Annotated in this window: 15 protein-coding genes, 1 tRNA gene and 1 other RNA gene; 7 read left to right on the forward strand and 10 right to left on the reverse strand. The window is 38.4% G+C overall.

Annotation, left to right across the window (positions count from 1 at the left end; translation table 11 throughout):
• Positions 1-352 precede the first annotated feature (352 nt).
• The 4 genes from ACLFMM_RS06190 to ACLFMM_RS06205 all read right to left on the reverse strand — a co-directional run bounded on the left by ACLFMM_RS06190 (position 353) and on the right by ACLFMM_RS06205 (position 3,040).
• Positions 353-865, reverse strand: coding sequence for a hypothetical protein (locus tag ACLFMM_RS06190; RefSeq protein ID WP_410807848.1), 513 nt, complete (start codon positions 863-865; stop codon positions 353-355).
• A 12-nt stretch (positions 866-877) separates the two neighbouring features.
• Positions 878-1,240 (reverse strand): DUF2073 domain-containing protein, encoded by a 363-nt coding sequence (locus tag ACLFMM_RS06195; RefSeq protein ID WP_410807849.1) that lies wholly within the window; start codon positions 1,238-1,240, stop codon positions 878-880.
• A 5-nt stretch (positions 1,241-1,245) separates the two neighbouring features.
• On the reverse strand, positions 1,246-1,884 hold the full coding sequence (locus ACLFMM_RS06200; protein ID WP_410807850.1) for an Era-like GTP-binding protein: 639 nt from the start codon (positions 1,882-1,884) through the stop codon (positions 1,246-1,248).
• 145 nt (positions 1,885-2,029) lie between these two features.
• Positions 2,030-3,040, reverse strand: coding sequence for a PhoU domain-containing protein (locus ACLFMM_RS06205; protein WP_410807860.1), 1,011 nt, complete (start codon positions 3,038-3,040; stop codon positions 2,030-2,032).
• 145 nt (positions 3,041-3,185) lie between these two features.
• Here ACLFMM_RS06205 and wtpA point away from each other — a divergent pair, with 145 nt between their 5' ends.
• From wtpA to ACLFMM_RS06225, 4 genes are all read left to right on the forward strand, one after another.
• Positions 3,186-4,265, forward strand: a complete 1,080-nt coding sequence (wtpA, locus tag ACLFMM_RS06210; RefSeq protein WP_410807851.1) for a tungstate ABC transporter substrate-binding protein WtpA — start codon at positions 3,186-3,188, stop codon at positions 4,263-4,265.
• 134 nt (positions 4,266-4,399) lie between these two features.
• The gene (locus ACLFMM_RS06215) at positions 4,400-5,113 is read left to right on the forward strand and encodes an ABC transporter permease subunit (protein ID WP_410807852.1); all 714 of its coding nucleotides are present in this window, start codon (positions 4,400-4,402) and stop codon (positions 5,111-5,113) included.
• The gene (locus tag ACLFMM_RS06220) at positions 5,100-6,149 is read left to right on the forward strand and encodes an ATP-binding cassette domain-containing protein (RefSeq protein ID WP_410807853.1); all 1,050 of its coding nucleotides are present in this window, start codon (positions 5,100-5,102) and stop codon (positions 6,147-6,149) included. The genes ACLFMM_RS06215 and ACLFMM_RS06220 overlap by 14 nt, the downstream gene beginning before the upstream one ends.
• 17 nt (positions 6,150-6,166) lie before the next feature.
• Positions 6,167-6,700, forward strand: coding sequence for a TOBE domain-containing protein (locus ACLFMM_RS06225; protein WP_410807854.1), 534 nt, complete (start codon positions 6,167-6,169; stop codon positions 6,698-6,700).
• A gap of 11 nt (positions 6,701-6,711) precedes the next feature.
• Here ACLFMM_RS06225 and ACLFMM_RS06230 read toward each other — a convergent pair whose 3' ends face one another.
• From ACLFMM_RS06230 to ACLFMM_RS06240, 3 genes are read right to left on the reverse strand one after another with little or no spacing between them, the layout of a single operon-like run.
• Positions 6,712-7,890, reverse strand: coding sequence for a COG1361 S-layer family protein (locus ACLFMM_RS06230; RefSeq protein ID WP_410807855.1), 1,179 nt, complete (start codon positions 7,888-7,890; stop codon positions 6,712-6,714).
• A 30-nt stretch (positions 7,891-7,920) separates the two neighbouring features.
• Positions 7,921-9,024: a COG1361 S-layer family protein gene (locus ACLFMM_RS06235; protein WP_410807856.1), complete on the reverse strand. Its 1,104-nt coding sequence runs from the start codon at positions 9,022-9,024 to the stop codon at positions 7,921-7,923.
• A complete protein-coding gene (locus ACLFMM_RS06240) occupies positions 9,021-11,342 on the reverse strand; it encodes a hydrophobe/amphiphile efflux-3 (HAE3) family transporter (protein WP_410807861.1) in 2,322 nt (773 codons plus the stop codon). Before ACLFMM_RS06240 ends, ACLFMM_RS06235 begins: the two co-directional genes overlap by 4 nt.
• Positions 11,343-11,513: 171 nt before the next feature.
• Between ACLFMM_RS06240 and ACLFMM_RS06245 the strand changes: the two genes are divergently transcribed.
• The 3 genes from ACLFMM_RS06245 to ACLFMM_RS06255 are packed head-to-tail and all read left to right on the forward strand — an operon-like array spanning position 11,514 to position 13,446.
• On the forward strand, positions 11,514-12,359 hold the full coding sequence (locus ACLFMM_RS06245) for a TrmB family transcriptional regulator (protein WP_410807857.1): 846 nt from the start codon (positions 11,514-11,516) through the stop codon (positions 12,357-12,359).
• Between the two features lie 60 nt (positions 12,360-12,419).
• A complete protein-coding gene (locus ACLFMM_RS06250) occupies positions 12,420-13,103 on the forward strand; it encodes an MBL fold metallo-hydrolase (RefSeq protein ID WP_410807862.1) in 684 nt (227 codons plus the stop codon).
• Positions 13,087-13,446 (forward strand): ribonuclease P protein component 4, encoded by a 360-nt coding sequence (locus ACLFMM_RS06255; RefSeq protein WP_410807858.1) that lies wholly within the window; start codon positions 13,087-13,089, stop codon positions 13,444-13,446. Before ACLFMM_RS06250 ends, ACLFMM_RS06255 begins: the two co-directional genes overlap by 17 nt.
• A gap of 9 nt (positions 13,447-13,455) precedes the next feature.
• On the opposite strand, the gene ACLFMM_RS06260 is transcribed toward ACLFMM_RS06255, so the two are convergent.
• From ACLFMM_RS06260 to ffs, 3 genes are all read right to left on the reverse strand, one after another.
• On the reverse strand, positions 13,456-13,695 hold the full coding sequence (locus ACLFMM_RS06260) for a hypothetical protein (RefSeq protein ID WP_410807859.1): 240 nt from the start codon (positions 13,693-13,695) through the stop codon (positions 13,456-13,458).
• A 51-nt stretch (positions 13,696-13,746) separates the two neighbouring features.
• Positions 13,747-13,831: transfer RNA gene (locus ACLFMM_RS06265), tRNA-Ser, on the reverse strand.
• Between the two features lie 18 nt (positions 13,832-13,849).
• Positions 13,850-14,165, reverse strand: an RNA gene (ffs, locus tag ACLFMM_RS06270) — signal recognition particle sRNA.
• Between the last annotated feature and the right edge of the window lie 150 nt (positions 14,166-14,315).

Below are 14,315 nucleotides of genomic sequence, written 5' to 3' on the forward strand. Positions count from 1 at the left end.
TTATTTAGTTCTTCGTATCTTACCCAATTACCTTCATCATTTAGAGATTGTTTAACTATGAAGTTTGCCTGGTTGTATAGGTTCTTGGAAATATGACATAACCAGCTAAGGTTTTTATCATAATTTAGGTATATCGTTTCAGTTCTTTTTACCATAACAATCTCCATGATGAATATAATTGATTATATTTTGTGTTATCAATTCTTATATTTTTTACTTATAAAGTAAACTATAAATAAGGTGCTAAGTTGGTACTGACCACTAAAATTTTAATATTTAACCCAAGTTTTAATCGGATGAAATTTATTGCTATCTGTGATTTTTATGTTCTCAGCACTGACCACTCTGGGAATCAAATCAAATCGTAATCTTTTCCATCATCTTTATAATTAATCTGTTTTAATTTCCATCCATTTATATTTTTGAGTTTTTCATATAATTGTATTATACCGGAATCATCTCCGGTCCAGTACAGGTTGATATTGACGTCTTCATTTTCAAGTTGTGTTTTTATAGAATTTGTCAAATAGTGAAGGGCAGTGTCATTTGAAAACGGTACATTGAATGTAGCCCTGTACTTATTACCTGACCTGGCATAGGATACAAGTATATATCCGTTATTTTCATATTCAGTGATTTCTTCGTATTCACAGAAAAACTCACATTCATGGACTGTTGATTTATCTACATTGGATATGATTATCAATATCTCTTTAATCACGTCCACAGGTGAGAGACGTCCAAACCATATAGAAATTTTCCCATAGGTGCATACAATATTGACATCGGACCTTCCCATCTCAAAAAAATTCAATGATTGTGGTGCTAAAGAGATAGGTATATCGTTATCCATATTACTTTTCATTACCTTTCACGTTTATTCTTTTGATGAGAGGAGTGTAGTTATAAGGTCTCTGTCTTTTTTCAGAGTTTTTAATTGATTTGCAGGACCTATAATAGTTAGACGAGTACGGTGGGTGCTTTTTTTGAGCAATTTATTGATGAAGGAATTATTGGTCTGGGATGGATAACTTTCCATTTCGATACCTGAAAAACCTTCGGGTTGGATTTTTGTCATCGTCATTTCGATAAGGTTTGCTTCTTCATCAGGGGTTAAGCCTTTTTCAAGTACCAGTACTTTGTCCTTTTTAACTTCATCAATAATAAATTTGACTTTTTCTACCGGGTTCATCCCTGATAATCTCTCTTCTGAAATCAAATCCATTTGAATACCTTGCATTGTAATCACCCGAACGTTTTTGCAATTTCTTGGTACAGTGTATCGATATTTGTCCCTTCAAGCGCTGATATTGATACCATTGGATGCTGGGGGAATGCATTCATTATGGTGGATGGCGAAGATTCCGGCATGTCGATTTTGTTCGAAACGATTAAAAGGGGCAATTTTCGGGCTTCCATATTACCAACAACAGTGACATTCACCTGTGTAAATGGGTCCTGTGTAGCATCCATAACAAGGATAATACCATCAAGGTTGTCCAACCACTTCACTGCTTCAATAACGCCTTCTGTTGCTTCTTTAGCCCGTCTTTTCGCTTCATCTTCTTCCATATCATAATCCATAAAGTTATGAAAATCAATTTTTGTGGCAAGACCCGGTGTGTCGATGATATCAAGAGAAATAGAATTCCCGTTCGATTGTATTGTGACTCCATCTCTACTTCTTGCACTCCTGGTCTCGTGTTCAATATGTGATACTGGACCCATGGCGTCACCTGTCCAGTCTCTTAAAATACGGTTGGCAAGTGTGGTTTTGCCCGCATTTGGGGGGCCGTAGATACCGATGCGAGCATTCTTTTTTTTCTTGAATAATTTATTCAAAAAACCTCTGAAGTTGTTTTTTAGTAATCTTATTGGACCCATATATATCCTCCAGTAGCGGTGTGGGGTTCAAATTATTAGTATTAATTATAATATTGTTTCTTATTTATTTTTAGATAATATTTTATCCTAATTATAAATGGTGTAGTGATATATAATGTTTGGTGGTTTCCAAAAAACCTTTGAATTAATCTTGTTCTTTCAGTGCCTTAGACATCGCGGAATTTATGGCGATTTCTGCAATGTTTGCTCCATAATCACCTATCCTGTCAATACTGTCTGCCACAGTTCCAAGTGATACAATAGCTTCATGTGAATCGATTTTGAGTAATGTTTCGTTGATTTTTGTGACCTGTTCCCGCATCTGTTCACCCTGGTCAATAACCTGGTTTGCAAGTTCTACATTGGATTCATATAGGGCATCAATACTGTTTTCAACTATTTTCCTCGCGGTGTTGCTTGCATTTTCTATTAAATCGAGTGAATCCTGTTTTATTGAGAAATCCATATTATATGCAATTTTGGCTATTTTTCTTGCATGGTCTGCAATGCGTTCAAGGGGTGCCGCGGTCATCCTGAAATCATGGTACTCATCGATTGTAGTTTCAGCGGTATCCGGAAGCTGGGCACCCCGCAATACAGCCCTGAATTGTTTGGATATCAGTAGAAACAGCCGATCTACTTCATCATCTCTGTGAATGACATCCATTGCCAGGTCCGAATCCTTTGTTTTGAGTGCGCGTATGGCATCCTTGTGCATGGAATTTGAAATCAAAAACATTCTTTTAACGCTTTTTTTGATGGAAACTTCACTCGGATTCAGGAGGTCTTGTATTATGACACTTTTTGATGTTTCTTCAATTATTTCTGGACCAATGAGTTTGTAGCATACATCCCTGATGATATTTTTTTGTTCTGCCATTATGCGTTTTGATTTAAATTCTATTATATTAAAACCGGCAAGATATGCTGCAATTATTTCCCGAGTAAGTGCATCACCCATTTTACCGGTGATGTCCCGTTCTTTCTTCTGGACAGGTGAACTTTCTGAAACAGGGTTAATGACAAGGCTGCCATCAGGATGCTGTTGTAAGAAAACCTGTGAACCGGATATTATACCCACCTTTTCAGCCCATTTCTTGGGGAGTGAAATGATATAGGTGGAACCACCAGTTTGCTGAACTTTTCGTGATTCTATGGTAATCCCTCAGTTATAGGTATATAGACATATATTTTATATATAGTAACTAATAATATTTCGGGTATATTTATAACTTGTTGCTAAATATATGTTTTAGCTTAGCAGAACCTTTATATATGGTTATGTTTGGTTGAACATAACGATGTTTAATATAAAACGCGATGATATATTAAATATAACATGTATAATAGGGGTGGTTCTTGTTGTTTTTGCAGGAGTCGGATGCATGAGTGATACCGGTGAGAGCAGTAAAGAAGGTAACCAGGGTGATATGTCACAACAGCAGGATAATGTGGTTCTGAATGTGTACCATGCAGGAAGTTTAACAATCCCCTTTAAAGAACTGGAACAGATGTATGAACAGCGAAATCCCAATGTGGACGTGCGGCGTGAAGCTGGCGGAAGTGTGGCTACTGTAAGAAAAGTCACCGAAGTTGGAAAACAGGCAGATGTAGTTGGAGTTGCGGATTACAGTCTGATACCTGATATGATGATGCCTGAATATACCGAATGGTATTCTGCATTTGCCAGAAATCAGATTGTTATAGCCTATACAGAAGACAGCAAGTACAGTGATGAAATAAACCAGGATAACTGGTATGATATTCTCAGAAGACCAGATGTAACTTTCGGATTCTCCAATCCAAATGATGATCCATGTGGTTATCGTTCACAGATGGTCACCCAGCTTGCTGAAATTCACTACGACGACTCACAGATTTATGATGACCTCATGGCATCTAACACAGCAATGGAAACAACATCCAAAAATGGAACCTATACTGTTGTTGTTCCAAAATCTGAAAACATCAATCCCAACAGTGACAAAATTATGATGAGAAGTATGGAGACTGAACTATCATCAGCGCTTGAAACGGGTGAAATCGATTACTTCTATATTTACAGAAGTGTCGCTGTACAGCACGGTTTCGAATTTGTTGAATTACCTCCAGAAATAGACCTTAGTTCAGTGGAACATGAGGATATGTACAGTAAGGTAGAAGTTAAAAGAGGAAACGGTACTTCAACAGGTAAACCGATTGTCTATGGAATCACCATACCGGGTACTGTAAATCAAAATGAACATGCCGTAGGATTTATAAAACTCCTGCACAGTAAGGATGGACAGCGGGTACTTGAAAACAATGGTCAACCTCCAATTGTACCAGCATCAACTAACGATGTTGATAAAGTGCCTGAAGAATTGAATAAATACTTTTAAATTAAGTTAAAAGAGAAAATATGCCAGAAATAAAAAATAAAATCAATAATTTAACACAGTTAAATCCACTGATGGTACTATTTTTCTTTTTACTTTCTGTCTTGTTGTTTTTTGTATTTATTACACTTTTTAATATGATATTTGAGCAGATAGTCTTGGATTTTTCAGGACTTGTGGAAGCTGCAAGGGACAATTCTGTGTTAGAGGCAATATTCCTCTCGCTGTATACCGGATTCCTCGCAACTCTGATATCTTTTATACTGGGAGTGCCTGCAGCCTATATACTTGCAAGAAAAGATTTCATTGGTAAAAGAATTGTTGAAAGTATACTGGACATTCCTGTGGTGGTGCCTCATACAGTGGCAGGCATTGCGCTTCTTACGATATTCGGTGCTAACGGTTTAATTGGAGCTCCACTAGATTCGATTGTCCAGTTCAGGGATGCCTTGCCCGGTATAGTTGTAGCAATGCTTTTTGTATCAGCACCTTATCTTACAAATTCAGCACGTGAAGGTTTCCAGAACATTGATCCCAGGATGGAAAATGCTGCAAGGTCATTGGGAGCTCCGTTATGGAAGGCATTTCTCTTTATAACATTTCCACTTGCATCACGCCATCTTCTTATTGGTTCGATCATGTGCTGGGCACGTGCAATCAGTGAATTCGGAGCTGTTATTATGCTTGCTTATTATCCGATGGTAGGTCCAACCCTGATTTATGAACGTTTCACATCCATGGGACTTTCTGAATCCAGACCTATAGCAGTTTTGCTTATACTAGTCACCCTTACTATATTTGTAATTCTTAGATTAATATCTTCAGGCTGGCGCAGATATGATAGAGATTAAGAATCTATTTAGAAACTGGGGGGATTTCTCGTTAAAAAACCTCAATTTAACAATTCAAAAAGGCGAATATTTTGTACTGCTCGGTCCAACGGGCGCAGGAAAGACACTGGTTCTGGAGCTTATGGCAGGTTTTTATCAGCCCGATGAGGGCAACATATCTTTCAACGGGAAATATATCGATGATCTCCCACCTGAAAAACGCAATATCGGTTTTGTTTATCAAAATTATTCGTTATTTCCTCATATGAATGTTGAAAAGAATATCGGTTTTGGGGCACGTATGAGGGGTATTAAAGATGCCAAAAAAGTAAGAGAGATTGCAGAATACCTCAACATATCTCATATACTCCATAGAAATCCTATAACATTGTCAGGTGGTGAGCAGCAAAGAGTGGCACTTGCAAGAGCCCTGATTATTAATCCCGATATATTGTTACTGGATGAACCACTGAGTGCACTCGACCCAAGGACACAGGATGAGACCAGAAAAATATTGAAAAAAGTGCATGATGATACAGGAGTGACAGTGGTTCATGTGACCCATGACCAGACTGAAGCAAGAGTGCTGGCAGACAGGATAGGAATCATGATGGATGGAAGGTTAATGCAGAAGGGGGCTCCGGATGAAATATTCAACAAACCTTCTGATAACAAAGTTGCAGATTTTGTGGGTGTAGAAAATATATTTAAGGGTACTGTTATCACAAATAATGAAGGTGTAATAAGCCTGGATGTGGATGGAAGCAGTATATACGCTATATCTGATTATGAAGTAGGAGAGACAGTATACGGCTGTCTTCGACCTGAAAATGTTACAATCAGCAAAACACCTGCTAAAAGCAGTGCCAGAAATACATTTAAAGCAACCGTTGTGGAAATGGAACTAATGGGTGTACTATTGAGGATAAAATTGAAGATAAGTCAGGGTTTTATGATTAATTCATTAATTACAAGACAGTCTGCAACAGACCTTGACCTGAAACCCGGTGATGGTGTGATAGTGTCTTTTAAGGCTACTTCTATACATATAATTTGATTGCATAAAGTGTAAAAATGAAAGCCAATACGAAGTTATGGTTAACCGAAGACGGTAAGCCATTGATAGGTAAAGGTAAAGCCCAATTGCTAAAATCCATTGATGGAGAAAAATCCCTGAATAAAGCATGCAAAAAACTTGGTATATCCTATAGGCATGCTTGGAAGATGTTGAAAAAAATAGAAGAAAGGGCGGATAACAAGGTAGTGGAATCTGTTAAAGGAGGTAAAAATCAGGGTACTTATCTTACTGATTTTGCCAAAGAACTGCTCCAGGAATACGATAACCAGATGAACATAATCCATGAGACGGTAGAGGATGAAACCTTCTGGGAAAGTGTGGGACTTAAAATAAGTGCCAGGAACCAGATGTCTGGAAAAGTGGTTTCAGTGGAAAACGGAGATGTTATATCCAAATTGAGCATCTCAATAGACCCGACAACAATCAAATCCCTGATAACCAGGGAGGCGGTTGAAAAACTGGATATCAAGGAAGGTGATGAGGTCTACGCTATTGTAAAATCAACTGAAGTGATGATAGCAAAAAAGTGATGTTATGTTATTTATTCACCACTTTTTCTTTTTCTTCCTCTTACCAGTTTCATGTACCCGATTATTGCCAGTCCAATTAATGCTAGCAATACTAAAATGTATACCAGACCTATATGATTGTTTAACTGGTCACCAAGGGTGATCGCCGGTAGTGTCCTAACCTGAACCTTTTGTGTGTCGGATATCTGCTCATCCCCATCCATATCTTCGTATTTAATCTCGCTGTTTATAGCATACATTTTCGAAGTAGCTGTCTGGTCAACATTCAGGTTGAACACGCCTTCAGCACTTTCGCCGGGTGCAAGAGAGCCCAAAAATGCCTGGTCATCGGTTGTACTAAACGGGTCTGATGCAGTAATTCCGACAGTTGCATCCTTTACAGGTTGGTTACCTATGTTTTCGTAGGTGACAGTAAGTACCCCCTCCTCACCTGCTCGAAGGTCTGCGCTGACATTGGTGACATCGAACTCTGCTTCATCTTCTATTCTGATTGGTATTGTATGGTTCTGGGATTTTGAGTCGTACCATATACCAACCTCAAGGTTTGTTATATCACCATTGCTTACGTTGTCACCGCTTACCTGGACATTTTTCTGGTAACCATAGAGTGTATTCAGGATAAGTGGATAGGTACCAGGTTTGGCATTTTCTTCAATCTCTATGGTGAATTCAGGAGGTATATCAGTTTCCTCACCTGGTGGTAATGATCCGGATTCCTGTGGAGAAGATTTGACTTTTATGGACTGATGCGGAGATTCAAGAGTTGATACTATACCGATGGCGGTTGTCTTCTGAGTCTCATAATCCATCTCTGTTTTCTGGAGTGCTTTTTCCAATTTGGTTAAAGCATCCTCTTCAGATTCAAACCCAGTTATCACACCTTTGTTGGCAAGGTTAATTGTAAGAGATGTGGTCTCACCCTTTGAAAATTCATTATTTCCAACGATATTCGCGGTTAAATTTGGACCACCATATGTTGTATAAAAATTATCATCAAAATTGAAATTTTCAGGCATATGGGTTGTAATTGTTCTGGAACCCGGTATTGAGACATCCTGGCTTTCAAGGAATGCAGTGACGTTTCCATCAGATGGAAGACTGTATCCTGTATCTGCCTGTGCAGGCATGGTTAAGACCATGGTCAAAAATATTATAATCATTATAGATTTTGTATATTTACTATCACTCATAGGAACACCTCATAATCTACAAATGTAATATTAATCTCCTTTATTTCTAGTTCTTACTGTGTCAACTATAAGGTAGATAACAAGAGCAAGAATTGTCAGTATCACCAACACACTAAAACTGAATCTACTTTCAGCAGTTGTGACATTAACATGTGTCTTTAGGTTATCAGAAAACGCAATATCTCTGTCATCATCATAATATCTTATTTCACTGTTTAATACGTATTTTTTTGCTACTGCATCAGAACTTGCGGTGGCTTCGAAGTTGGCAGTTTTACTTTCACCTGGTTCCAATCTACCAAGGTTTACTTGGGAATCTTCAATACTCAATGGCCGCATGGCAACAATTCTTGCAGTAGCATCATCTGCAACAAGTTCACCTGTATTTTTGTATGTTATTTCCAAACTTCCGGTGCTGCCTGATGATATACTGCTGTTTATTTGTGTTATCTGGAAGTCTGCTGATTTTTTGATTGCTATCGGAATATCAATGGTTTTGTTTTCGGTTCTGTAATGTGTAGTGTGGTCAAGGTCACTGATTCCAAGGTGGACCTCTTCACCACCTGTCATTCTTACTTCACTTTGGTATTCATAGGTGATTGGGAGTTTGAGTATATATTCACCAGCAGGTGTCTTGTCAGAGATATCTATAGTGTATTTTAGGGGTTTCTTGAGAGTCTCCCCTGATGCCAGTTTTTCGATTACTTGTCCACTGTTTCCAGAATCGACATCTATATAGGGTGAAGTAGATGTAAGGTTGGTTTTGATACCCTGTGCGACTGTACGCTTTTTTTCATATTCCATTTCTTTTTGAGCTAGGTGTCGTTCGGTTTCATTCTTTGCATTTTTAACTGATTTGAAACCATTGAGTATGCCTTTGTTTGCTAGATTAATCTCAATTTGGACAGTATCTCCTCTCTTAAATTCAGTGTCCCCAAGAACAGATGCATAGATATCAGGTTTTCCAAAACTTTCATAATAATTTACTGAATAATGCTGGTTGGGTGGCAGGAATTCCTTGGACTGAATTGTAGGGGTAAACAGGCATGTGAATATTAATGATACAATTGTAAATATCACTATTATATTGAAAAGTTTTCTAGCATATCCCTGATTTTTATAATTGCTAATCATTGAGCATCCGCCTCAGTAATATTATTGGTTAAATCTTCTGTATTCTGTTTCCTTTTTTCTCGATGTCTATCGAGCAGAACAATTACAGCCGGAAATACAATAAAGGTGGCAAGCAGTGCAAGGGCGACGTCTATAACGGTAACTAATCCGAAATTTCTGTTCATGGAGAATGGTGATGCCAGTAATGCTGAAAACCCGAAAACAGTTGTAAATCCAGAGGTTACAATCGCTTTCCCGATTTTCTTGCTGGATTCGCGCATGGCTTCAACAGGACTTGCACCATTATCTTTTTCTTCAAAATACCTCTCCATCATAAGGACAGCGTATTCTGACCCGATTCCTAGAATCAATGCTCCCAGAGTTGCAGTCATCGGTGTATATTCGATTCCTGAGTAATACATCACACCGCCAGCCCATCCAACTACCATAAACATGGTTAATACAGGAGTGAGAGCTTTTAACCAGTCACGGTATATGAAAAGAAGTCCTGCAAAAATAAGCCCCAGTCCCAAGAATGTCATTGCTATTCTGCCAGAGGTAAGTGCTGTTATAACTGTGGTAAATACAATAGAATTTCCGGTAATTGTGACATCAGTACCAGCAGGTGGTTGCGACCATGATATATCGTCTTTGACAACATTTGAGAGTTCCTCTATCCCTTCAATACCCAGATCATCCATTGCATCTCCCATATCCAGGTTCATCAAAAGCATGGTATTGCCGTGAATGTATCGGTCCTTCTGACTTTCAGGCATCTGGTTATAAATTTCTTGGATTTTGTCACTACTATCAGGGATTTTGCCAGAATTCATCGATTTGATAACAGGTATGATACTACTGGAGTCATATATGTGGCTTCTTGAATCCACCTCATGGTCACTGAATTCATCCATCCATTTTAATACTTCAGGGTCTGTGTTGTCATCTACTTTGATAATGAGATTGAGCTGGTCATTGCCACCTACAATATCGAAGAGATGCTGCATTTGAACGAGTGCTTTCATGTCCTGGGGTACAAAGGTTTCAGTATCAGTTTCAATGGGTACGTCCTGATCTACATACAACCCTGAAACACATAATAAACCAGCAATAAGTAAAATTGGTATGGGATGTTTTACTGCGAATGAGCTGATTTTTTCAATGTAGCGCTCTATAGCATCTGTTTTATGGTTGCTGGAGTTTTCAATATCCTCATTGGAGCTGTAATCTTTTTTGGAATTGATAATACTAGTTATATTGCTGTCTTTCTTGAAAAGGGTATCAAGGCCGTAGATTACAGATATACCGACAAACAGTGATGAAATAAAGCACATCAGTATTCCTATAAGCAGTAGTTTTGCAAAGTCCTGGGTCATCGGAACTGTAGATGTAAACAGGGAAACAAATCCAAGTGATGTTATAACAAGTGCAATCAATACAGCAGGGCCTGTATGTTTTACGGTTTCAATTACAGCTGTTTTCTCATCATGTCTGCGTTCAAGTTCTTCCTCGATTCTGTTGTGGAACTGTATAGCATAGTCGATACCAAGACCGATGAGTATAGGAAACGCAGACATCGAGACCATGCTCATTGGAATTCTCAGATAACCCATTGCTCCGAAGGTATAGATTATACCAAGAAATACAATACATAGCGGCAACAATCTAAACCTGACATGCCTGAAAACCAGATACAAGGCGATAACCATCAATACAGCAGATATAGCAAGTAGTGGAGGCATGCTTTCATTCATGAGATTCTCCATTTCTATCATGAAAGCAGACTCACCGGTAACTTTGACAGAATAACCGGGTGGGAAATTGGCCATTGAAACGGATTCTTCGGTTTCATGGAGTATATCTTCTAACCTGTCATTGCTTATATCACCGGCTACCTCTATAAAGAGTATAGCATGAGTGTCGTCAGGTAACACTTCATCGGTTTCTGTTCTGGATAATAGAGATTCTATATCTTCCTGGTTGTCCGGTATTTCACGTTTACCATTTTTTTGGTAGTTCATATCTTCAACAATAGATGCTGCACTTGTTACCTGTTCAACTCCAGACAGTGGTTCTACTTGTTTTTCCACCCTGTCTAGAGCTTTTATGACTTCTGGAATTTTGACATCACCACTTTCTACAAGTACAGCTATGGATTGGGTACTGAAAAGGTTCAAATAAAGATGGTCGTAATTTTGATAGAGCTGGGTGTCTTTTTCTACATAGGTTTCAGTACCTGAAATCATCTCTATATTCTGAGCACCCTGGAAAGAAACAAATACCAGAAGGAATGCAATAATAAGGATAACTATTGTATGGTTTTCTATAAAGTATCCCAGTTTTTCAAATATGTTTTTGATGTTGATTCACCCAGTTAATATTTTATAGAAAGATTATTATATATACCATTTTTACAATCGGTGATATTTGCTCAACTGTTAGGTTGTTGAAAACGAAGAATTTATATTTATAGCTTTCACTCGATATTAAACCCAAAAGGAGTGTAAACGATGGATGATAATAATCTGTTGAGGGATCTGGGATTGAACAAATATGAAGCATCAGCATATCTAACCCTGTTGAATGAGGGGATATCAGATGCTAACACAATATCTCAGAGATCAAATATACCTATGGGTAAGGTTTATGAGGTTCTGGAATCTCTTAAAAATGAAGGACTGGTTGAAATCCAGGATTCCAGACCTAAAAAATACCGGTCAGTAGATCCCAAAATAGCACTCAACAATTATTATCTAAAGAAAAAAAAAGATACAGAAAATGAGCTTGACAGGATCAAGGAAACAGTATCAAAGGCTGAAGAAAAACTGGCTCAGTATACTTACCCTGATTATCAGGAAAATACGTTCTGGTCAATGATAATGGAGGCTGATGAACATTTAAAATTTGTTAAACAGCTTTCTGGAGAGACAAAAAATGAGATATGTGTTGTACATCAGTACACATTAAAATCCTTTAAACCATCTGAATTTTCAGAAATCTATCCATCTATTTTTGATTATATGTTCCCACTGATATACAGGGGCGTTAGAATCAATGTCATCACCCCTGATTCCTATTTTCTAACACTTCTTAAACAGAAATATGAATCGATTTCAGATGAACATCTAAAGGAAAGGATTGAAAGTTTTGTAAAGGTAAGGGTTCTTGATACCAAACATGGGTTCACGTTGATTGATAATTATATGGTTATACTTGATGTGCAAAACCCTCTTCAACCAAACAAAACAATGGGTTTAATAAAGATTTATGATACCAACTTCTCTCACAAACTAAAATCAAAGTTTAATGAATTATGGAAACTGGCTGGCAAATTTGCATTATCCGGTTATAGTTGAAATTCCAAACTTATATATTATTCTCTGGTAATTATCAGATAATCAGTCTAAAGAGGTATTATATTGGACGATACTAGTACAAAAATCGGTGACGTGACCATAAAATGGCTTGGTCATGCAGGGTTTATGATAAAAGCTTCTGAGCTGACGATACATATTGACCCCTATGTACTGCCAGATATGGTAAATTTTGAAGACCAGGCAGATATTCTTCTGATAACCCATGAACATTTTGACCACTGCAATCCTGAATCCATCAAGAAGGTTCGAAAAAGTAATGCTACTACCCTTATACCTGAGAACCTTACACTGGAGTTCAAAGGGGATGCAAGGCGAATAGGTGAAGGTGATATACTGCATGACCACCTGTCAATAAAGGGTATCAACATAGAAGTTCTGCCCGCATACAATATTAATAAACAATACCATCCAAAAGGAGAAGGTGTAGGGTACCTGATAGAGATAGGTGGAGTTAGAATTTATCATACAGGTGATACTGATTTTATACCGGAGATGAAAGATGTATCCGCTGATGTTGTACTGGTGCCTATTGGAGGAACATATACCATGGATGAAACCGAAGCTGCGGATGCGGTTGCAGCTATATCCCCAAGGATGGCGGTACCGATGCATTACAATTATGTGGAAGGAACAGAGGGAGACCCTGAAAAATTCAGACAGCTGGTCAATGAAAAAAATCCAGATGTTGATGTGGTAATTTTAAAATTTGAACGACAATGTTAAGGATATGTTTATGGGTCGTGCACGTAAAAAAAAGAAGGCTATAATTAAAGATATAGCATATCAACGAATACAATTACTCTTGAATCTTGCAGAAGATGAAGCCAGGCAATCTCATCTGGAACGGAGCAACAGGTATACCTATCTTGCCAGAAGAATCGGGATGAGACATCGTATCAGGCTTCCTAGAGAATTAAAGCGCAGGATATGTAAACACTGTAACTCCTATCTTTTACCAGGGAAAACATCAAGAATCAGGTTAAAAGGTATAAATGTAACAGTTACCTGTCTTAACTGTGGTAATCAGATGAGATATCCTTATAAAAACACTGGTAAAAAAGGATGAATCCGGAAATTAATTGATACCAGCTATTGTTTTTAACAACTGCATGATCCCATAGGTAACTATCACAAACACTATGGCTGTGATGGCAAATACAAATAGGTTCCTGTATACTATATCTTTTTCAGAACCTGCATCAACCAGTCCACCGGAGCATCCTGATCCGCATGAACTGCAACTGCTTTCTGTATCACAGCTTTTATCGGATTTATTACGGGTTTTTAGTGGGACTGTATGGGTATCATAGGACATTTTTCCATCTCTTTTTTGTCTAATTTGTATAGAAAATTGATATGATATGGACGACGAGAGGGGGATTCGAACCCCCGAGGCGCAGAGCGCCACAGGATTAGCAATCCTGCGCCTTACCGGGCTCGGCTATCTCGTCATGTATTACGGGTTTAGATGGCGGACACGCCTCAGGTCGATGCCCTTCCCGTAATCAAGTTATCTGTGGTTTCTTCTCCACCCCGCAACCCTGCAAGCGACGACTGTCCGTAGTCAGTCTGCTCCCTTCCGGGCCTAGACCGGTCTCCACGGTTAAGATACGAAAACCTACCTTCCGATAAGCCTCCGCATCAACAGCGTCCAAGCAGGACGGGGCTTCTCAGTTGAAACCACAGGTTTGAAAACGAGAAGGACACCTTCCATCGGCTTCGCCTCCTGCGTATCGGCGTTTTTCAGGTTACAGGTGACGCCGAGCCACCCAGGCTAGCCCGCCGGACTATACATAATGCATCACAATTTATAAAATTATCCCTTATTTCATTCTTTTCATTTTTAAACCAACAAGTACGTTATTATAATTAATAAAATCGGCATTGGTATCCAACTAGTGTTATATGGTATAACCACCTATATACATATGTGAA

Origin of the sequence: Methanohalobium sp. (assembly GCF_046546175.1) — an archaeon.
Classification (GTDB): Archaea; Halobacteriota; Methanosarcinia; order Methanosarcinales; family Methanosarcinaceae; genus Methanohalobium.

Coding starts and splice junctions, on each gene's coding strand:
- ACLFMM_RS06245 (WP_410807857.1), top strand. CDS start 11,514: ATGGATGATAATAATCTGTTGAGGGATCTGGGATTGAACAAATATGAA.
- ACLFMM_RS06220 (WP_410807853.1), top strand. CDS start 5,100: ATGATAGAGATTAAGAATCTATTTAGAAACTGGGGGGATTTCTCGTTA.
- ACLFMM_RS06195 (WP_410807849.1), bottom strand. CDS start 1,240: ATGCAAGGTATTCAAATGGATTTGATTTCAGAAGAGAGATTATCAGGG.
- wtpA (WP_410807851.1), top strand. CDS start 3,186: ATGTTTAATATAAAACGCGATGATATATTAAATATAACATGTATAATA.
- ACLFMM_RS06235 (WP_410807856.1), bottom strand. CDS start 9,024: ATGATTAGCAATTATAAAAATCAGGGATATGCTAGAAAACTTTTCAAT.
- ACLFMM_RS06260 (WP_410807859.1), bottom strand. CDS start 13,695: ATGTCCTATGATACCCATACAGTCCCACTAAAAACCCGTAATAAATCC.
- ACLFMM_RS06225 (WP_410807854.1), top strand. CDS start 6,167: ATGAAAGCCAATACGAAGTTATGGTTAACCGAAGACGGTAAGCCATTG.
- ACLFMM_RS06190 (WP_410807848.1), bottom strand. CDS start 865: ATGAAAAGTAATATGGATAACGATATACCTATCTCTTTAGCACCACAA.
- ACLFMM_RS06230 (WP_410807855.1), bottom strand. CDS start 7,890: ATGAGTGATAGTAAATATACAAAATCTATAATGATTATAATATTTTTG.
- ACLFMM_RS06215 (WP_410807852.1), top strand. CDS start 4,400: ATGATATTTGAGCAGATAGTCTTGGATTTTTCAGGACTTGTGGAAGCT.
- ACLFMM_RS06200 (WP_410807850.1), bottom strand. CDS start 1,884: ATGGGTCCAATAAGATTACTAAAAAACAACTTCAGAGGTTTTTTGAAT.